This is a genomic window from Actinacidiphila yeochonensis CN732, assembly GCF_000745345.1.
In the GTDB taxonomy this organism is placed as follows: domain Bacteria; phylum Actinomycetota; class Actinomycetes; order Streptomycetales; family Streptomycetaceae; genus Actinacidiphila; species Actinacidiphila yeochonensis.
In genome coordinates this window covers 303,830-322,220 of record NZ_JQNR01000005.1, presented here as the reverse complement: position 1 = coordinate 322,220, position 18,391 = coordinate 303,830, and the positions used below count along the sequence as shown (strand labels likewise).

The window sequence follows — 18,391 nt, the reverse complement described above, 5'->3', positions numbered from 1 at the left end:
TGCCGCCGTGGGGCTTCCGGCCGGCCGCCCGGAAGGGGGCTGAGGTCCGGCGGGAGCCGCCCGGCGGGCGGGCGCGAGGTGGCCGGTGCGGGGGGAGGCGCTTGCACTCGCAGGGGGTGAGTGCTAATCATTGGCGTTAGCACTCTACGAGTGAGAGTGACAGGAGGACCGGGCCGGTGAGGCTCGTGCGGGAGCCGGGAAGAGACCGGAGCCCCGCGGCCGTCCGTCGCGGGCGCCGCCTGGTCCGAGCGCAACCGACAAGTCCGCGGAGGGCACTTCACCATGGCCAAGATCATCGCGTTCGACGAGGAGGCACGGCGCGGCCTTGAGCGCGGGATGAACCAGCTCGCCGACGCCGTCAAGGTCACTCTCGGCCCGAAGGGCCGCAACGTCGTCCTCGAAAAGAAGTGGGGCGCCCCCACGATCACCAACGATGGTGTCTCCATCGCCAAGGAGATCGAGCTGGAGGACCCCTACGAGAAGATCGGCGCCGAGCTGGTCAAGGAGGTCGCGAAGAAGACGGACGACGTCGCCGGTGACGGCACGACGACCGCGACCGTCCTCGCCCAGGCCCTGGTCAAGGAGGGCCTGCGGAACGTCGCCGCCGGCGCCAACCCGATGGCCCTCAAGCGCGGCATCGAGAAGGCCGTCGAGGCCGTCTCCGCCGCCCTGCTGGAGCAGGCCAAGGACGTCGAGACGAAGGAGCAGATCGCCTCCACCGCCTCGATCTCCGCCGCTGACACCCAGATCGGCGAGCTGATCGCCGAGGCCATGGACAAGGTCGGCAAGGAAGGCGTCATCACCGTCGAGGAGTCGCAGACCTTCGGCCTGGAGCTCGAGCTCACCGAGGGCATGCGCTTCGACAAGGGCTTCATCTCCGCCTACTTCGCCACCGACCTGGAGCGGATGGAGGCGTCGCTCGACGACCCGTACATCCTGATCGTCAACTCCAAGGTCTCCGCGGTGAAGGACCTCCTCCCGCTGCTGGAGAAGGTCATGCAGTCCGGCAAGCCGCTGCTGATCATCGCCGAGGACGTCGAGGGCGAGGCCCTGTCGACCCTGGTGGTCAACAAGATCCGCGGCACCTTCAAGTCCGTCGCCGTCAAGGCCCCGGGCTTCGGTGACCGCCGCAAGGCCATGCTCGGCGACATCGCCATCCTCACCGGCGGCACGGTCATCTCCGAGGAGGTCGGCCTCAAGCTGGAGAACGCGGGGCTGGACCTGCTGGGCCGCGCCCGCAAGGTCGTCATCACCAAGGACGAGACCACCATCGTGGACGGCTCGGGCGACGCCGACCAGGTGGCCGGCCGGGTCAACCAGATCCGTGCCGAGATCGAGAACAGCGACTCGGACTACGACCGCGAGAAGCTCCAGGAGCGCCTGGCGAAGCTGGCCGGCGGCGTGGCCGTCATCAAGGCCGGTGCCGCCACCGAGGTCGAGCTCAAGGAGCGCAAGCACCGCATCGAGGACGCGGTGCGCAACGCCAAGGCCGCCGTGGAGGAGGGCATCGTCGCCGGTGGCGGCGTGGCCCTGCTGCAGGCCTCCGCGGTCTTCGACAAGCTGGAGCTCCAGGGTGACGAGGCGACCGGCGCGTCGGCCGTCAAGCTCGCCCTTGAGGCACCGCTGAAGCAGATCGCCGTCAACGCCGGCCTTGAGGGCGGTGTCGTGGTGGAGAAGGTGCGCAACCTGACCCCGGGCCACGGCCTGAACGCCGCGACCGGCGAGTACGTCGACCTGATCGCCGAGGGCATCATCGACCCGGCGAAGGTGACGCGCTCCGCGCTGCAGAACGCGGCCTCCATCGCCGCGCTCTTCCTCACCACCGAGGCCGTCATCGCCGACAAGCCGGAGAAGGCCGCCGCGGCCGCTCCGGGCGGCATGCCCGGCGGTGACATGGACTTCTGAGCCCCGGCTCAGCGTCCGGGCCCCTCGGGCCCTCCGCGCACGACCGACGGCGCCGCCCTCCCCGCTGGGGGAGGGCGGCGCCGCCGTCTTGTCCGCCGGGCCGTGGCGGCCGTCGTGGGGGTCGCGGCCGTCGGCCGCGGGCGTCCTGGGCGCGCCGGACGTGCTGGACGTCGCGCCGGACGTGCCGTACGCGCTGGACGCGCTGGACGGGGCGGACATGGACATGGTGTCGGACGCGCTGGACGGGGCGGACATCGTGTCGGCCGCGCTGGGCGTCGCGCCGGACGGGCGGACGCGGTGCGCGGGTTGGGAGCCGTCGCGGACCCGTCCTGTCGCGGACCCCGTCCCGTCGAGCGGGCGGGTCCGCGGGTCACTCCGGCCGGCGGGTCACTCCGGCCGGCGGGTCACTCCGCCGCGCCGCCCTGGCCGTCGGAGCGCCAGCGCAGCACCGCCGGCTCGTCCTCGGGCTGCTCGAACCAGCCCTCGGGCTGCTGCGGCCGCGGGATCTCGGCGCCGAGGCGCAGGATGCGGCTGTCGCGCATGTGGCGGCCCACCAGCGCGCCGCCGAAGACCACGAAGCCCACCCCGACCAGCCAGCTCACCACGGTGAGCACCGTGCCCACCGGGCCGTAGGCGCCCGCGTTGGAGACCATCATCTGGGCGAAGATCAGGTGCGAGACCACCCGCAGCCCGGCCAGCCCCACCATCGTGCACACCGCGCCCGGCAGCGCCGTCCGCAGGGTCACGCCTCCGTAGAGCAGGAAGCGCTGCCCCCAGGCGAAGAAGAGCACGCCCAGCACGAAGGTCAGCACCAGCCGCAGCCCGGCCCGCATCGGCCCGCTGCCCAGCACCGCCGCGCTCTGCGACTCGCAGAACAGGTACCCGGTCAGCACCGCCAGCCAGACGGTGCGCCGCCAGTCCCGGTGCCACGGTCCGGCCGGCAGGTCCCAGATCTTGCGGTAGCCGGTCTCCACGCTCGCCGCGAAGGAGAGCCCGAAGTACGCCAGCGAGGCCAGGCTCCACGCGCTGGTGGCGCTGAGCACGTTGGTGGGCGCGGCGAAGAGCTCGCGCAGCCCGTGCGCGCTCTGCGCGTCCAGGCCCATGCCGTCGACCACCCACTGCGCGAAGCCCGGCCGGTGCTCCCACGGAGTCGCCGCGGCGACCACCACCAGCAGCGGCATCAGGGTCACGAAGCCGAGCGCGGCGAAGCCCATCGCACGGTTCAGCAGCTCGATGTGGGCGGCCTGCTTCGCGAACCGTCCGATCGCGGACCGCTTCCACACACCTGTCACCAGCGCCATGGCTCACCTTCTCCCAGCGTCACCCGCTGTGGATACCCGCTGGACTCGCCGGTGCGCAACTCGGGTCCCACTCGTGGTCGTTGCGGCACCGTACGACGTGGACCGGCCGCAGTGCACACTATTGGACGCCAACAACGCCGGTGTACGCGGCCCATGGGGGCGAACTGCCGGGAACGGCCCGTTCTGGCCGTCCAGTTCATCCCGTTGCCGCGCGCTGTTCCCGATCCGGCCGCCCGGCGGACGGCGAGCAGGCGGCGAGCAGGCGGGGAGCAGGCGGGGAGCGGGCAGGGAGCGGGCAGGGAGTGGACGGCGAGCGGACGGCGCGCGGTCCGAGAAGGGCCGCGCGCCGGGACGGTGCCGGGTGCCGCTACGCGGAGGCGGAGCCGGCCGGTGCGCCGCCGCCCTGGTACTTGCGGCGGCGCAGGCCGGCGCCGGTGAGGCGGCGCACCAGCTCCTTCGAGCCGACGGGGACCGCGCCGAGGGCCACCGCGGCCGCGTACCGGGTCTGCGCGATGTCGTAGTGGTCCCGCTCGAAGGCGCGCGGCGGGACGCCGAGGCGGTCGGCGAACGCGTGCAGCTCCTCGTAGGAGGCGTCGCTCACCATGTGCGACCACAACCGTCCGTGGCCGGGCCAGGTCGGCGGGTCGATGTACACGGTCACCGGGGCTCCCGCGGCTCCTGCGGCCCCCGCGGTTCGTCCGGGCCGGCTCCGAGGGAGCCGACCGGGGCGATCCCGACCCCGCGCGCCTCGCACACCCAGTGCGGGTCGGGGCCCAGCTCCGGCTCCACCGCGAGGGCGTGCGGGTCGTCGCACAGCGGGCACAGCGGCCAGCGGCCGAACACCTCCAGCAGCGCGTCCTGCACGTCCTGGGCCACCAGCCCGGGGACGAACTCGGCGCCGTCCGCCCACTGCTCCAGCCACCAGCGGCGGGAGCTGACCGCCTCCTCCAGCATCGAGACGGCCTCCGGCCCGGCGGCGCCGCGCGCGGTGAGGTCGGCCAGCACGCGGGCGCGGGCGCGGTGCAGCACGGCCTCGGCGTCCCGCCCGTCGGGGGTACCGGGGCTGTTCGGGGCGTCGTCGTGGCCGTTGTCCATGCGTCCATTCTCGCCGCCCCGGCCCGGAAGCCGCGCCACGGCCCCCGGCGACGGCCCGCCCGCCCGCGGCACTGCCCGCCCGGAGCGGCTGCCCGGCGGCCGGGCCGGGGCGGACGGCCAGTGCGTCGACGTAGTCGCGGGTCCGGCGGATCAGACCGCCGCGGACCTCGATGACGAGCAGGCCCGGCACCCGGAAAGCGGCCCCGCCGGGCGGCGCGGCCACCACCACCTGCTCGGCCACGACCACCCCGGGGTCGGCGGTCTCGTGGAAGGAGACCTCCTCGATGTCCAGGACCGCCGCCGGCATCGCCCCCCAGGCGGCGCGGTACCCGAGCGCGGCTTCGAGCGCACCACGATCCGGGCCGTCGCGACGGCGGCCGAGGTCGACCCCTCGCTCGTCATGCAGTACTTCGGCACCAAGCGGGGGCTGTTCGCCGCGGCGATCCGGGGCGGGGAGACGGTTCCGCACGGCGCGGGCCCGGACGCCCTGGTCGACCACCTGCTCGCCCTCGCTGGGCCTCAAGCTCGGCGGGCTGCCCGAGGCGACGCTCGCCATGCTGCGCTCGATGCTCACCGACCCCGCCAGCGCGGAGCGGGCGCGCGAGGCGCTGGGCCGGCAGGTACGGGCGGTCGGCGAGGGCCTGCGCGAGGGCCGGCGCGATGGCCGGGCGGACGGCGGAGCCGCCGGAAGCGAGGCGAGCGCGGCCGCCGACGGGGACGTGGAGCTGCGAGCCGCCCTGTCGGTCGCCGCCGTCCTGGGCGTCACCATCGCCCACCAGCTCCTGGAGCTCCCCGTGCTGCGGGAGGCCGAGGCCGCCCGTGCGGCCGCCCTGCTGCGGCCCGCGCTGCGCGCGCTGCTGGACGACGAGGGCGCCCCGGACGGTGGCCCGGTGGCCGGTTCGGGGAGCTGACCCGGGCCCACCGGGGTGCGTACCGCCCGCGGGCCCGGTCGGCCCCGCTTGGCATGGTGCAGGTCGGAGCGCCACTGCGCCACGCCGTGCGTGACCTGAGTGTCACCTTGAGGAGCCGCCGAGGCGTGAGCGGCGCTCCGGTGGGCCCGTCGGCGGCCCGGGAGGGGGCGTACGGGCCGTCCGGATCGGCGGGCCGGGGGCTTGACGCCTCCGGGGGCATGAAAATACCTTTCATTGGGTGACCTACAGCGTGAAGGAAACTTTCTCACCGAACGTGCGCGCGCTCCGCGTCCCCGGCGCGCCCGTCGCCCCTGTCACGCCCCCCGACCCGGGGGCCCTGGCCGCCAAGGTCCGCACCCTCGCCCCCTCCATGACCCGCTCCATGCAGCGGGTCGCGGAGGCCGTCGCGAGCGACCCGGCCGGCTGCTCCCACCTCACCGTCACCGCCCTGGCCGTGCACACCGGCACCTCCGAGGCCACTGTCGTACGCACCGCGCGGCTGCTGGGCTACCCCGGCTACCGGGACCTGCGGCTGGCGCTGGCCGCGCTGGCCGCACAGCAGGCCACCGGCGCGGCGCCCGCGGTCACCGCCGACATCGCCGTCGACGACCCGCTCGCCGACGTCGTCACCAAGCTCGCGCTGGAGGAGCAGCAGACGCTCGCGGACACCGCGTCGCAGCTCGACACCGTCCAACTGGAGGCCGCCGTAGCGGCGTTGGCCGCCGCACGGCGCACCGACGTGTACGGGATCGCCGCCTCCGGCCTGGTCGGCCAGGACCTCGCGCAGAAGCTGCTGCGCATAGGGCTGATCGCGCACGCCCACGTGGACCCGCACCTGGCGGTCACCAACGCCGTGCAACTGCGCGGCGGCGACGTGGCGTTGGCGATCACCCACTCGGGCAACACCTACGACGTGATCGAGCCGCTGCGGGCCGCCTTCGAGCGCGGCGCCACCACCATCGCGATCACCGGCCGCTCCGACTCCCCGGTCACGCAGTACGCCGACATCGTGCTCACCACCTCCTGTTCCCGCGAGACCGAGCTGCGGCCGGCCGCGATGTCCAGCCGGACCGGGCAACTCCTCGTCGTCGACTGCCTGTTCATCGGCGTCGCGCAGCGCACCTACGACGCGGCCGCCCCGGCGCTGTCCGCCTCCTACGAGGCCCTGGCGCACCGGCACACCGCCCGGGGCGCACGCGGCCGCTGAACCGGCTGATCGAAGGAGCGGACGAGCGGCGGCGGCGGACCGGGACGGCGGGGTGGCGGGGTGGGGTGGCACAGGTGACGGGCGGAGGCCGCCGGGCGGCGGGAGAACGGACGCCCCGGGTCGTCCCCCCGGCCGCCGTCCTGCCGTCCGTCAACCGCCGTCCCGTCCGCGCCCCGCTGCCCCGGCTGCCTCCGCTGCCCCGCTGCTCCGCCGTCTCGCGGGCCCGGCGCGCGTCGCGGCGGACCGCGGGCCGGGCCGCGCCCACCGTCGGGAGCCGGGAAGGGGGCGTCCGCCCGGACGCGCCGCCCGAAGCGGTCCGAACCCGACCAGAGCGGCGCACAGCCGCCCATACGCAGCCTTCCGTACGATCCACTCACGACCCCGTGATGCTGACGACCCCGTGGTGCGCGGCGACCCCCACCGCCGCACCGATGCCCAAAGGATGAACGAGCCGCACATGACCGACCAGTACACCGACCTGCGCCGGGAGTTGGAGACGCTGACCACCGAGGCGTTCCGGCCGGACCTCGCCGAGATCGACCGGTTGACCACCCTGGACATCGCTCGGATCATGAACGGCGAGGACCAGAGCGTGCCGGCCGCGGTCGCCGGCGAGCTGCCGCGGATCGCCGCGGCCATCGACGGCATCGCCGAGCGCATGGCGCGCGGCGGCCGGCTGGTCTACGCCGGGGCCGGCACCGCCGGACGGCTCGGGGTGCTCGACGCCAGCGAGTGCCCGCCGACCTTCAACACCACCCCGGGCGGCGAGGTGGTGGGCCTGATCGCCGGCGGCCCGCAGGCCATCATCACCTCGATCGAGGGCGCCGAGGACAGCCCGGAGCTGGCCGCGGCCGACCTCCGGCAGCTCGGCGTCACGGCCGCCGACACCGTCGTCGGCGTCTCCGCCTCCGGCCGCACCCCCTACGCGGTGGGCGCCGTGGAGTACGCCCGCTCCGTCGGAGCCCTGACGGTCGGGCTCGCCTGCAACGCCGGCTCCCCGCTGGCCGCGGCGGCGGACCACGGGATCGAGGTGGTGGTGGGCGCCGAGATCGTCTCCGGCTCCACCCGGCTGAAGGCCGGCACCGCGCAGAAGCTGGTGCTGAACATGCTCTCGACGATCACCATGATCCGGCTGGGCAAGACCTACGGGAACCTCATGGTGGACGTGCGCGCCTCCAACGAGAAGCTGCGGGCGCGCTCCCGGCGGATCGTCGCGCTGGCCACCGGGGCGCCCGACGAGGCCATCGAGGAGGCGCTGACCGCCACCGACGGCGAGGTGAAGCCGGCCATCCTCACGCTGCTCGCACAGGTGGACGCCGGGACCGCCGCGCGGCTGCTCGCCGAGTCCGGCGGCCACCTGCGGGCGGCGCTGGAGGCCGCGCACCGCTGAGCCCGGGCGGCCGGCGGCCTCCGGAACGGGGGAGGAGCCGGAGCAGCCGGAGCAGCCGGAGCAGCCGGAGCAGCCGAAAGGGGTGGAGCGGGCCCGGCGTGCGGGCCCGCTCCACCGGCCGTGCGGCCCGGCTACGGCGCGGGTCCGCCGTACCCCGCACCGCCGTACCGCCGCGACAGCGGTGCCGCCGCTCAGGCGGAGAGCAGTTCCGCCACGGCGGCCCGCACCTCGGGGGCGTCCGGCTCGGTGCGCGGGCGGAACCGGGCCACGACCCGGCCGTCGGCGTCCACCAGGAACTTCTCGAAGTTCCACTGGACGTCGCCGGCCTCGCCCGCCGCGTCCGGGTGCCCGGTCAGCACCTCGTAGACGGGGTGCCGGTCGGGGCCGTTGACGTCGATCTTGCCGGCCATGGGGAAGGTCACGCCGTAGGTCGCCGAGCAGAACTCGGCGATCTCCTCGGAGGTGCCGGGCTCCTGGCCGCCGAACTGGTTGCAGGGGAAGCCGACGACGGTGAAGCCGCTGCCGGACAGCTCGCGGTGGAGCGCCTCCAGGGCCTCGTACTGGGGGGTGAGGCCGCAGCGGCTGGCCACGTTCACCACGAGGGCGGGCTTGCCGCCGGTCAGGCCGCCGAAGGTGGTGGGCTCGCCGGAAAGGGTGGTCAGGGGCAGGGTGGTGAGATCGCTCATGCCTCCATCATGCGCGCGCCCGCCGCCGTACCCCCGTCCCGGCCCCGTCCCGGTCCCTTCCCGGCCTCTTCCCGGCCTCTTGCCGGCCCGCGCGAGGGTCCGCCGAGGTGCCTGGGTACGCCCGTGACAGGAGAGCCGGGCCGGTCACGGGCCCGGCGGAACGGCGGATTCAGGCCACTCGGGTCCGATGTCACCGAGCGGCGTGTCATGCCGCACAATGATCCGCATGCCCGACAGCCGAGCCGCTGCTCACCCCCGCTACGAGGCCCTGCTCGCCGAGTGGTGCGAGCTGCTGCGGCGCTGCCAGTCAGCGGACGCGCAGGCCCCCGAACCCGCCGTCTACGGCCGGGAACTGCTCGCCCGCTGGGCCGAGCCGCAGCGGCGCTACCACACGCTGGACCACCTGGTCGCGGTCCTCGGCCGGGCCGCCGAGCTGACCGCCTACGCGCACGACCCGGACGCGGTGGCCCTCGCGGCCTGGTTCCACGACGCCGTCTACCGGCCCGACCGCGACGAGAACGAGGAGCGCAGCGCCGCCCTCGCCACGCGCGCGCTGTCCGAGGCCGGGGTGGACGCCTGGCGCACCGCCGAGGTGGCCCGGCTGGTACGGCTGACGGTGGACCACGACCCGGCCGACGGGGACGCCGACGGCGAGGTGCTGTGCGACGCCGACCTCTCCGTACTGGCCGGCGACCCGGCCGACTACGCCGCCTACGCGGCCGCCGTGCGCGAGGAGTACGCCTTCGTGCCCGACCCGCGGTTCCGCGCCGGCCGGGCCGCGGTGCTGCGCCATCTCCTCGGCCTGCCGCGGCTGTTCCGCACCGACTACGGCTTCGACCACTGGGAGTCGGTGGCCCGCCGGAACATGGCGACGGAGCTGGAGCTGCTGGAGGCGTGAACCGGGCCTGAACGGAACCGAGTCTGGGCTGACCGGGCCCCGGCCCGGCCTGCTGCCCGGGCCTGCTTCTCGTGCAGGGGTGGGACCGAAACGCGCCCGAACCGGCCTCAACCGGTCCTTGCCGCACAGGAATCGGGTGGAACGGCATCCGAAGCGGGCCCGTACCGGACGTGTGCGGGCCGCAGGGTACCGCGTGGGGCCCGCGCGCGGGCGGATCACGGTTGGACGGCTGTTGCGGAAGGGCGCCCTGTGGCACCCTTGCTCATATGTCTAGACCAGTCGTCGAGGTGATCGCCCTCAACGCGCGGGACGCGCGCGCGGCCCAGGACGGCGGGGCGGACCGCCTCGAACTGGTCGCCGCCATGGAGGCCGACGGCCTGACCCCCTCCCGCGCGGCCTTCGCCCGGATCAGGGCCGCGGTCACGCTGCCGCTGCGGGTGATGCTGCGGCTGTCCGACGGCTTCGCCGCCGGAAGCGCCGAGGAGCTGGACGTCCTGTGCGAGACCGCGCAGGAACTGCGCACGGAGGGCGCCGAGGAGTTCGTCCTCGGCTTCCTGGACGGGCGCGGCCACGCCGACATGGACGCCGTCTACGCGCTGGTCGACGTCATAGAGGGCTGCGCCTGGACGTTCCACCGGGCCATCGACCGGGCCGTCGACCGCGACGCGCTGCGCCTCCAGCTCGCCGGCCTGCCCGGCCTGGACGCCTACCTCACGGCCGGCTCGGCCGAGGGTGTCAGCGCCGGCCTGGACGTGCTGCGCGCGGAGGCGGCCCGCGACGGCGAACCCGGCTACGAGCCCCGGCTGCTGGTCGGCGGCGGGCTGCTGCTCGACCACGTGCCGGCCCTGCGCGCGGCCGGGGTGGACGCCTTCCACGTGGGCGGCGCCGTCCGCCGGGACGGCTGGGCCGGCCCGGTCGACGCCGCGGCCGTCCGGGCCTGGCGCGAGGCCGTCGACGCGCCCGTGACCGTCGCCTGAACCGGGCCCCTCGACCGGGCCCCTCGACCGGGCCCCTCAACCGCCCCGGCGCCCGGGGGCGGTACCCGAGCCGTGCCCCAGGCCGTCAGCTGCTCAGACCAGCGCGTCCGGGAGCGGGTCGGCGTGCACCACCGTGAGCCCCGACACCGGACGGGTCAGGCACACGTACAGCCGGCGCAGCCCGGTCCGGGTGTCGGGCTCCCCGGCCACGATCGCGGCCGGGTCGTCCAGCACCACGTAGTCGTACTCCAGGCCCTTGGCCAGCGAGGCCGGCACCAGCGTGAGGCGGGCCTGCGCCGAGGTCTCCTCACCGGGCTCCAGGTACGGCAGGCCGTCCGCGGCCAGCGCGGCCGCCAGCTCCGGCAGCCGGGCGTCCGCGGCGATCAGGCCGATCGACCCCTCCTGCTCCAGGGAGTCCCGGCAGGCCGCCAGCACCGCCGCGTCCAGCGCGTCCGGCGCCACCTGCCGCACGGACAGCGCGCCGCGCGACTCCCGGACCGAGGTGGCCGGCGCCAGCCCCGGCGCGATGGCCGGCAGCAGCCGCGAGGCGTACGCGATCACCTCGCGCGGCACGCGGAAGCCGCGGGTCAGCTCCTCCACCCGGGCCTCCGGCTTGCCCAGGTGCTCCAGCGCCTCCCGCCACGCCCCGGTCGCCCACGGCGTGGTGCCCTGCGCCAGGTCGCCGAGCACGGTCGCCGACCCCGTCGAGCAGCGCCGGCCCACCGCCCGGTACTGCATCGGCGACAGGTCCTGCGCCTCGTCCAGCACCACGTGGCCCAGCGACGGGGTGCGCTGGACCAGGTCCGCGGCCTCGTCGATCAGCACCGCGTCCGCCGCCGACCAGCGGGCCGAGGCCACCCCCCGGGCCGGCTTCTCCCACAGCAGCAGCCGCTGCTCCTCCTCCGTCAGCACCCCGTCCGCGCACGAGGCCAGGAACTCCGGCTCCGACAGCAGCCGCAGCACCAGCTTCTTCGGGTCGACGGCCGGCCAGCACTCCTTGACGGCCGCCTTCACCGCGGCGTTGCGGGCCACCGCGTCCTGCACCCGGTCGTCGGGCGCCTCCCCGGCGTGCTCCATCCGCACCAGCACCAGGTGCGCGATCCGCTGCGGCAGCGCCTCCCGGGCGGCGCCGTACCGGATGTCGCGCGCGGCCATCTCGCGGACGATCTCCTCCAGCTCGTACGCCGCCACCCGCCAGCGGCGCGACCCGCGCACCACCATGACCGGCTCGGTCGGCATCCGGATGCCCGAACGCACCGCGTTGCGCAGCACCAGCGCCATCCGCGCGTCGCCCTTGAGGGTGGCGGTGGCGGCCTGGTCCGTGCCCCGCACCGGCACGTGCGCCACCAGGCCGTCCACCGTGGCCTGCTTGACGTGCAGCTCGCCGAGGGCCGGCAGCACCTGCTCGATGTAGCGCAGGAAGGACGCGTTCGGTCCGACGACCAGCGTGCCGGTGCGGGCCAGCCGCTCGCGGTGCGCGTAGAGCAGGTAGGCCACACGGTGCAGGCCGACGGCGGTCTTGCCGGTGCCCGGCCCGCCCTGCACGCACACCGTGCCGGACATGTCGGCGCGGACGATCTCGTCCTGCTCGGGCTGGATGGTGGCGACGATGTCGCGCATCGGGCCGACGCGCGGGCGCTCGATCTCCGCCTGGAGCAGCCGGCTGGAGACCTGCGTCTCGGCGGCGTCGTCGAGGTGCTCGTCCTCGTACGCGGTCAGCTCTCCGCCGGTGTAGCCGAAGCGGCGGCGCAGCCGGACGTCCATCGGCTCGGTGCGGGAGGCGCGGTAGAACGGCTGCGAGACCGGCGCGCGCCAGTCGATGACCATGGGCGAGCCGTGCTCGTCGTGGACGTGCCGGCGGCCGATGTAGAAGTTCTCGCCCTCCGCGCCCTCCGCCTCGGCCGCGCCCGGCGCGTGCAGGTAGTCGAGGCGGCCGAAGAACAGCGGGGTGTCGGCGAGGTCCGCCAGTGCCCTGATCCGGGCGTCGATCTGCTCGGCCAGCACCCTGGCGTTGACCCAGTTCCCGGTCACGTCGCTGATGTCCAGCGACTCCACGTCGTGGCGCATCGCGCGCAGCGCCGTCCGCGAGGCGGCGAGGTGGTCCCGCTCGACCCGCAGCAGGTCCGGGGTGGGCGGGGCGCCGTGCCCACCGGCTTCCGGCGAGGGGGCGGCGGGCGGTTTCGGGGCGTGCGAGGGCACGGCGGAGCCTCCGGCTGATACGTGGGGCGTACGGCGTCGCGTACGCGCGGCGGTGTCACGAAGGGCCGGCCGGTTTCCGTCCGGGCGGCGGCACTCCCGGCAACTGGGGAGGCGGCAAGACGGGCGATCATACGCCGCCCGATCGGGGACGGCCAGCCGGTTTTCCCGATGCTCCGCCGAACGGGCGGTACGTCACCCGAACGAGGCCGGCCGAGTCCGCTCCCCCAGGGGGACGGCCGAGACGGCCTGAGACGGGCCTGGGGCCTGCGACGGCCCTGGCCGGTGTCGGGACCGGGCGAAGTCGGTCCGTGGACCGACGCCGTCGTGGCCGCTGCCTTCGTACGGTGGATACATGGCCTCCACCGCACTCCGCCAAGCCCCCGCCGCCCACGGCGGCACCGCCATCGGCACCGGTGCCGAGCACAGCCGGCACCGGATCGGCGACGCCGTGCGAGCGGTCCGCGTCTACGTCAGCGCCGCCGTCGAGGTCGCCGTCCTCGGCAGCGAGAGCCGCCCGCACTGAACCCGCGCCACTGAACTCCGCTGAACCCGCGCCGCTGGACGCGCGCCGCTGGACGCGCGCCGCTGGATGAGCGCGATCACAGGTCGTCGGCGTCCACGATCCGGTAGGCGTAGCCCTGCTCGGCCAGGAAGCGCTGGCGGTGGGCGGCGAAGTCCTGGTCGATGGTGTCGCGGGCGACCACCGAGTAGAAGCGCGCCTCGTGCCCGTCGGCCTTCGGGCGCAGCACCCGGCCGAGGCGCTGGGCCTCCTCCTGACGGGAGCCGAAGGTGCCGGAGACCTGGATCGCCACGGTCGCCTCGGGCAGGTCGATGGAGAAGTTGGCCACCTTGGAGACGACCAGCACCGAGATCTCGCCGTTGCGGAAGGCGTCGAAGAGCTTCTCGCGCTGCGCGTTGCCGGTCTCGCCCTTGATCACCGGGGCGTCCAGGTGCTCGCCCAGCTCGTCGAGCTGGTCGATGTACTGGCCGATCACCAGGGTCTGCTGCCCCTTGTGCTTGGCGACCAGTGCCTCGGTGACCCGGCGCTTGCTGTCGGTGGTGGCGCAGTAGCGGTACTTCTCCTCCGGCTCGGCGGTGGCGTAGGCCAGCCGCTCGGAGTCGGTCAGGTTGACGCGTACCTCCACGCAGTCGGCCGGGGCGATGTAGCCCTGCGCCTCGATCTCCTTCCAGGGCGCGTCGAACCGCTTCGGCCCGATCAGCGAGAAGACGTCCGACTCGCGGCCGTCCTCGCGGACCAGCGTGGCGGTCAGGCCCAGCCGGCGGCGCGCCTGGAGGTCGGCGGTGAACTTGAAGACGGGCGCCGGCAGCAGGTGCACCTCGTCGTAGACGATCAGCCCCCAGTCGCGGGAGTCGAACAGCTCCAGGTGCGGGTAGACGCCCTTCCGCTTCGTGGTCAGCACCTGGTACGTGGCGATGGTGACCGGGCGGATCTCCTTGCGGGTGCCGCTGTACTCGCCGACCTCCTCCTCGGTGAGCGAGGTGCGGCGGATCAGCTCGTGCTTCCACTGGCGGGCCGAGACGGTGTTGGTGACCAGGATCAGCGTGGTCGCCTCCGCCTTGGCCATGGCGCCCGCGCCGACCAGCGTCTTGCCCGCGCCGCAGGGCAGCACCACGACGCCGGAGCCGCCGTGCCAGAAGTTCTCCACCGCCTGCTGCTGGTAGGGGCGCAGGCTCCAGCCGTCCTCGGCCAGGCCGATCGGGTGCGCCTCGCCGTCCACGTACCCGGCGAGGTCCTCGGCCGGCCAGCCCAGCTTCAGCAGTACCTGCTTGATCTGGCCGCGCTCGGAGGGGTGGACGACCACGGTGTCCGGGTCGATCCGCGCGCCCACCAGCGGCTGGACCCGCTTGGAGCGCAGCACCTCCTCCAGCACGGGCCGGTCGGTGCTGGTCAGCACCAGGCCGTGCGCGGGGTCCTTGGACAGCCGCAGCCGCCCGTAGCGGTCCATCGTCTCGGCGACGTCGACCAGCAGGGCGTGCGGCACGGGGTAGCGCGAGTACTCCATGAGCGCGTCCACCACCTGCTCGGCGTCGTGGCCGGCGGCGCGGGCGTTCCACAGGCCCAGCGGCGTCAGCCGGTAGGTGTGGATGTGCTCCGGAGCACGCTCCAGCTCGGCGAAGGGCGCGATGGCACGGCGGCACGCGTCGGCCAGCTCGTGGTCGACCTCCAGCAGGAGCGTCTTGTCGCTCTGGACGATCAGGCAGGACACGCGGGGGCCTCCGGGCGGGGACGGCGTTCGGGGCGAACAGACCACTCTACCGCCGGCCCGGCGGCTGCCGACGGTCGTTGTGAGGAGGGCGACGGATGGCCTGCGGGCGGCCGTGCGGGGGGGTGCCTCTATGTCTTTCGTCAAGTTTGGGGTGGTCATGCGGTGGCTGCATCGGATTGGGGTGGGTCGTAGAAGGTTCCGTCGCGGAGCATGGCGAACAGGACGCTGATGCGGTGGCGGGCGAGTCGGAGGAGGGCTTGGGTGTGGGTTTTGCCGCGGGTCCGGCATTTGTCGTAGTAGGTGCGGGAGGCGGGGTCGTGGAGGGCGGCGAAGGCGGAGAGGAACATCGCGCGTTTGAGCTGGCGGTTCCCGCTTCTGGGGGCGTGCTCGCCGTGGATCGAGGTTCCGGAGGATCTGGTCGCTGGTGCCAGGCCGGCGTAGGAGGCGAGGTGGGCGGCGCTCGGGAAGGATCTGCCGTCGCCGACGGTGACCAGGAGGACTGCGGCGGTCCTGACGCCGACGCCGGGCAGTGACGTCAGGACCTGGGAAAGAGGGTGGGCCTCCAGGAGTTCGCTGATCTGGGCTTCCAGGGCTCGGCGTTGCTCGTGGACGGCCGCGAGGGAGCGGGCCAGGGACGGGACGACGATGTCAAGGGTGCCGGTGCCGGGGACGGTGACGGTCTGTTCGTCGAGGGCGTCGAAGATGTCGTCGATGAGTCGGGTGGCCATGCGGGGGGCCTTGGGGCGGATCAGTTCGACGAGCTTGCGGCGGCCGGCTGTGCGTAGGGCGGTCGGGGATCCGTGGCGTTCCAGGAGCCAGGTGACGGCCTGGTGGTCCAGACGCGGGCCCAGGACGCGTTCGAGGCTGGGGTGGAACTGGGTGAGCAGGCCGCGTATCCGGTTGGAGGTGCGGGTGGCCTCTGCTGCGAGGTCCTGGTCGAAGCCGATGAGGACGGTGAGTTCGGCGGTGATCTCGTCGGTGAGTTCCAGCGAGCGCAGGGTGTGGGGCATGGTGCGGGCGGCGTCTGCGATCACTGCGGCGTCTTTGGCGTCGGTCTTGGCCTCGCCCGGGTAGAGGTCGGCGATCCGGCGCATGGCAAGGCCCGGCAGGTAGGCGACCCGGCAGCCCGCGTCGCGGGCCACGGCCAGTGGCAGGGCGCCGATCGAGGCGGGCTGGTCCACGACCACCAGCACGGTGCCGAACTTCGCCGCGAGCTTGCCGAAGACCGCCCGCAGCTTCGGTTCGCTGTTGGGCAGCTGCTTGTCGAAGACCGTCTTGCCGGTCGGCGTCAGGCCGTGCCCGTGGTGGGTGCTCTTGCCGACGTCCAGTCCGAGGAAGACGCCCACACCGCTTGTGTCGATCACCGTGCCCCCACATGCTCGTTGCCTGCTGGCCTGGGCATCGGGGCCGTTCTCGCGCATCCACGTTATGCAGACCTGCCGCCCGCGGATGGCCGGGCATTGCGCCGGGCCGGGCGGCGGCCGGACCTCTCATCAGCGTCTCCGACGGCACCCCTCGGGCCCGGTGACACCACCCCCCAGGTCATCCGATCGACAGGGGGCAAAAGTCATACCGGGCCCGGAGGCCAGCGGCCCTCTTGCAGGACCACGAAAAACATAACGGGGCGACTGCGGGGTGGCTCGCGGGGCGGCCGGGGTGCTGGCTGGGAACTCGGAACCCGGGCTGGGGCGGGACCGGGGCGGGCGGTGTCGGTACGGGGGAGCGCCGGGGCCAGCCAAAGGGGGGAATTCGCAGAGACTCAAGGCCAGGCATACAGGATGAATAGTCATATGTGATGTTTTCTGCCCCCATGGATCACGAGCAGACGCTTCCCCCCACCGAGCCCCGTCATCGGGGCCCGTTCCGCGCCGTCGCCGCGTCCACGGCCGTGGCCGGGGTGGCCGTGATGGCCGCCGCCGGCCTGCTGCTGCCCGGCACGCCCGCCGGCGCCGCGACCACTGACACCAGCCGATCGGACGCCGTGGCCGACGCCGGAGCCCTTCCCGACTTCCTGTCGTCGGCCGTCCGCGTGGCCGGTGCGGCAGGTGCCGCCGGTGCCGCCGCCGCACCGGACAGCCGCCGCGACTCGGCCGCCTCCCGCTCCATGACCGGCTCGGACGCCCAGCCGTCCGGTCCCTCGTCCGGTTCCTCGTCGTCCGGTACGGGGAAGGCCGGCGGGGAGGGCGCGTCGGCCGCCGACGCCGACCAGTGGCCGAACGACAGCCAGTGGCCCAACGGCGCCGACGACACGACCCCGTCGAACAGCGGCACGTCCGTGTCCGGCGATGGCACGTCCGCCACCGGCGGCGACACCAGCGCGTCCGGTGACGACACGTCCGCCTCCGGCAGCGACACCAGCGCGTCCGGTGACGACACCTCCGCGTCGGGCAGCGACACCTCCGCCTCCGGCGGCGACACGACCGCGTCGGGCGAGGACGCGACCGCGCCGAGCGGCGACGACTCCTCCTGGCCGACGGGTGGCTACACCACGGCCGCCCCGAGCCCGTCCCCGAGCCCGTCGTCGGACCAGCCGGGCTACGGCAACGGCAACGGCTACGGCGAGTCCCCCAAGCCGAGCCACCCGTGCCCGCCGTCCACGCATCCCGCCCCGCCGACGCCGCCGACGACGACTCACCCGGCGCCGCCCCCGGTCCACCACCCCCACCCGCCGGTGCACCACCGGCCCTGCCCGCCGACGACGCCTCCCACGACGCCGCCGACCACACCTCCGACCACACCGCCGACGACGCCTCCGACCACGCCGCCCACACACCACCACCCGGGCCACCCGGGCCACCACCCCACCCGCCGGTGCACCACCGGCCCTGCCCGCCGACGACGCCTCCCACGACGCCGCCGACCACACCTCCTACGACACCGCCGACGACGCCTCCCACGACGCCGCCGACCACACCTCCGACCACACCGCCGACGACGCCTCCCACGACGCCGCCCTCCCACCACCCGAGCACCCCGCCCTCCCACCACCCGAGCACCCCGCCCAGCACCCCGCCGTGGCACCACCACCCGAGCACTCCCACCACCCCGCCGTCGCTGCCGCACACCGGTGCCTCGTCGACCCAGCTGGAGTGGGCGGCCTCCTCGGCGGCCGGTGTGCTCGCCGCGGGTGGCGTGCTCGTGGTGCTCGCCCGCCGGCGCGGACGTCACAGCTGACGCCCGCCTGACCGGAAACCGGCCCCGGCGCGCCCGTGAATGGGCGTGCCGGGGCCGGCCCGGGGTAGGCGCCGCCCTGTCGGCGCCTACCCGAGGGGGAAACGCTCCATGGCCTTGCGCGACACACTCTTCCGGACGGCGTCGGCGCGGCCCTCGGCCGGATCGGGCGGAGCCGGCGCGTCCACCGGGACCACCCGCACGGCGAGGACCACCCGCACGGCCGGGGCCGCCGCGCCGCGCCGGGGTCGGCCGGCCCGCGGGTCCTCCGCCAACCCGCCGCGGAAGCCGACGCGTTGGGGCTGGCCCGGCCGCCTCTTGCGGTCTTCCGGGCCGTCCTCGGGATCACCTTCCCCGTCCCCGTCGTCGTCCCCGGGGTCGGACGCCCGCCGCAACCGGCCCTGGTGGAAGGGGAGGTCCGCT

At 74.5% G+C, this 18,391-nt stretch carries 16 protein-coding genes and 1 pseudogene; 9 read left to right on the top strand and 8 right to left on the bottom strand.

The annotated features are described in order from the left end of the window. The first annotated feature begins 282 nt into the window (after window positions 1-282). Window positions 283-1,905 (top strand): chaperonin GroEL, encoded by a 1,623-nt coding sequence (gene groL, locus BS72_RS13490; protein ID WP_037910660.1) that lies wholly within the window; start codon window positions 283-285, stop codon window positions 1,903-1,905. 404 nt (window positions 1,906-2,309) lie between these two features. Here groL and BS72_RS13485 read toward each other — a convergent pair whose 3' ends face one another. From BS72_RS13485 to BS72_RS13475, 3 genes are all read right to left on the bottom strand, one after another. Continuing rightward, entirely contained in the window at window positions 2,310-3,206 is an 897-nt protein-coding gene (locus BS72_RS13485) for a YhjD/YihY/BrkB family envelope integrity protein (RefSeq protein ID WP_051951078.1), read from the bottom strand. Between the two features lie 367 nt (window positions 3,207-3,573). Beyond that, entirely contained in the window at window positions 3,574-3,867 is a 294-nt protein-coding gene (locus tag BS72_RS13480; protein WP_037910658.1) for a DUF4031 domain-containing protein, read from the bottom strand. Then, window positions 3,864-4,301 carry a hypothetical protein gene (locus tag BS72_RS13475; protein WP_051951077.1) on the bottom strand — a complete coding sequence of 146 codons (438 nt, stop codon included), beginning with the start codon at window positions 4,299-4,301 and terminating at the stop codon, window positions 3,864-3,866. Before BS72_RS13475 ends, BS72_RS13480 begins: the two co-directional genes overlap by 4 nt. On the opposite strand from BS72_RS13475, the pseudogene BS72_RS39900 reads away from it, so the two are divergent. From BS72_RS39900 to murQ, 4 genes and pseudogenes are all read left to right on the top strand, one after another. Continuing rightward, a pseudogene (locus BS72_RS39900) lies at window positions 4,300-4,692 on the top strand (hypothetical protein); the annotation flags it as partial. The gene BS72_RS13475 and the pseudogene BS72_RS39900 overlap by 2 nt on opposite strands. A 175-nt stretch (window positions 4,693-4,867) precedes the next feature. Further along, window positions 4,868-5,212 carry a hypothetical protein gene (locus BS72_RS38225; RefSeq protein WP_232792385.1) on the top strand — a complete coding sequence of 115 codons (345 nt, stop codon included), beginning with the start codon at window positions 4,868-4,870 and terminating at the stop codon, window positions 5,210-5,212. 238 nt (window positions 5,213-5,450) lie between these two features. Beyond that, on the top strand, window positions 5,451-6,419 hold the full coding sequence (locus BS72_RS13465; protein WP_078901339.1) for a MurR/RpiR family transcriptional regulator: 969 nt from the start codon (window positions 5,451-5,453) through the stop codon (window positions 6,417-6,419). Window positions 6,420-6,876: 457 nt separating this feature from the next. Continuing rightward, complete coding sequence (gene murQ, locus BS72_RS13460; protein ID WP_037910653.1) at window positions 6,877-7,809, top strand: N-acetylmuramic acid 6-phosphate etherase; 933 nt, start codon at window positions 6,877-6,879, stop codon at window positions 7,807-7,809. Window positions 7,810-8,000: 191 nt separating this feature from the next. Here the strand turns inward: murQ and BS72_RS13455 are convergent, their stop codons facing one another. Further along, window positions 8,001-8,495: a glutathione peroxidase gene (locus tag BS72_RS13455; protein ID WP_037910651.1), complete on the bottom strand. Its 495-nt coding sequence runs from the start codon at window positions 8,493-8,495 to the stop codon at window positions 8,001-8,003. Between the two features lie 217 nt (window positions 8,496-8,712). Between BS72_RS13455 and BS72_RS13450 the strand changes: the two genes are divergently transcribed. Both BS72_RS13450 and BS72_RS13445 read left to right on the top strand, forming a co-directional pair. Beyond that, window positions 8,713-9,393: an HD domain-containing protein gene (locus tag BS72_RS13450; RefSeq protein ID WP_037910648.1), complete on the top strand. Its 681-nt coding sequence runs from the start codon at window positions 8,713-8,715 to the stop codon at window positions 9,391-9,393. A gap of 266 nt (window positions 9,394-9,659) precedes the next feature. Beyond that, window positions 9,660-10,370 (top strand): copper homeostasis protein CutC, encoded by a 711-nt coding sequence (locus tag BS72_RS13445; RefSeq protein ID WP_037910646.1) that lies wholly within the window; start codon window positions 9,660-9,662, stop codon window positions 10,368-10,370. A 93-nt stretch (window positions 10,371-10,463) separates the two neighbouring features. On the opposite strand, the gene BS72_RS13440 is transcribed toward BS72_RS13445, so the two are convergent. Then, window positions 10,464-12,569, bottom strand: a complete 2,106-nt coding sequence (locus BS72_RS13440) for a HelD family protein (protein ID WP_037910645.1) — start codon at window positions 12,567-12,569, stop codon at window positions 10,464-10,466. A gap of 352 nt (window positions 12,570-12,921) precedes the next feature. Here BS72_RS13440 and BS72_RS37205 point away from each other — a divergent pair, with 352 nt between their 5' ends. Continuing rightward, a complete protein-coding gene (locus BS72_RS37205) occupies window positions 12,922-13,092 on the top strand; it encodes a hypothetical protein (protein ID WP_198545887.1) in 171 nt (56 codons plus the stop codon). Window positions 13,093-13,168: 76 nt separating this feature from the next. Here the strand turns inward: BS72_RS37205 and BS72_RS13435 are convergent, their stop codons facing one another. From BS72_RS13435 to BS72_RS13425, 3 genes are all read right to left on the bottom strand, one after another. Then, a complete protein-coding gene (locus tag BS72_RS13435) occupies window positions 13,169-14,797 on the bottom strand; it encodes a DNA repair helicase XPB (RefSeq protein ID WP_037910643.1) in 1,629 nt (542 codons plus the stop codon). A 155-nt stretch (window positions 14,798-14,952) separates the two neighbouring features. Continuing rightward, on the bottom strand, window positions 14,953-16,161 hold the full coding sequence (locus BS72_RS13430) for an IS110 family RNA-guided transposase (RefSeq protein ID WP_037910641.1): 1,209 nt from the start codon (window positions 16,159-16,161) through the stop codon (window positions 14,953-14,955). Window positions 16,162-16,645: 484 nt separating this feature from the next. Beyond that, window positions 16,646-17,194 carry a hypothetical protein gene (locus tag BS72_RS13425; protein ID WP_157856217.1) on the bottom strand — a complete coding sequence of 183 codons (549 nt, stop codon included), beginning with the start codon at window positions 17,192-17,194 and terminating at the stop codon, window positions 16,646-16,648. Between the two features lie 186 nt (window positions 17,195-17,380). On the opposite strand from BS72_RS13425, the gene BS72_RS37200 reads away from it, so the two are divergent. After that, window positions 17,381-17,971, top strand: coding sequence for an LPXTG cell wall anchor domain-containing protein (locus tag BS72_RS37200; RefSeq protein ID WP_198545886.1), 591 nt, complete (start codon window positions 17,381-17,383; stop codon window positions 17,969-17,971). Window positions 17,972-18,391: the final 420 nt, after the last annotated feature.

Coding starts and splice junctions, on each gene's coding strand:
- BS72_RS13475 (WP_051951077.1), bottom strand. CDS start 4,301: ATGGACAACGGCCACGACGACGCCCCGAACAGCCCCGGTACCCCCGAC.
- BS72_RS38225 (WP_232792385.1), top strand. CDS start 4,868: ATGCTCACCGACCCCGCCAGCGCGGAGCGGGCGCGCGAGGCGCTGGGC.
- BS72_RS13450 (WP_037910648.1), top strand. CDS start 8,713: ATGATCCGCATGCCCGACAGCCGAGCCGCTGCTCACCCCCGCTACGAG.
- BS72_RS13455 (WP_037910651.1), bottom strand. CDS start 8,495: ATGAGCGATCTCACCACCCTGCCCCTGACCACCCTTTCCGGCGAGCCC.
- murQ (WP_037910653.1), top strand. CDS start 6,877: ATGACCGACCAGTACACCGACCTGCGCCGGGAGTTGGAGACGCTGACC.
- BS72_RS37205 (WP_198545887.1), top strand. CDS start 12,922: ATGGCCTCCACCGCACTCCGCCAAGCCCCCGCCGCCCACGGCGGCACC.
- groL (WP_037910660.1), top strand. CDS start 283: ATGGCCAAGATCATCGCGTTCGACGAGGAGGCACGGCGCGGCCTTGAG.
- BS72_RS13485 (WP_051951078.1), bottom strand. CDS start 3,206: ATGGCGCTGGTGACAGGTGTGTGGAAGCGGTCCGCGATCGGACGGTTC.
- BS72_RS13445 (WP_037910646.1), top strand. CDS start 9,660: ATGTCTAGACCAGTCGTCGAGGTGATCGCCCTCAACGCGCGGGACGCG.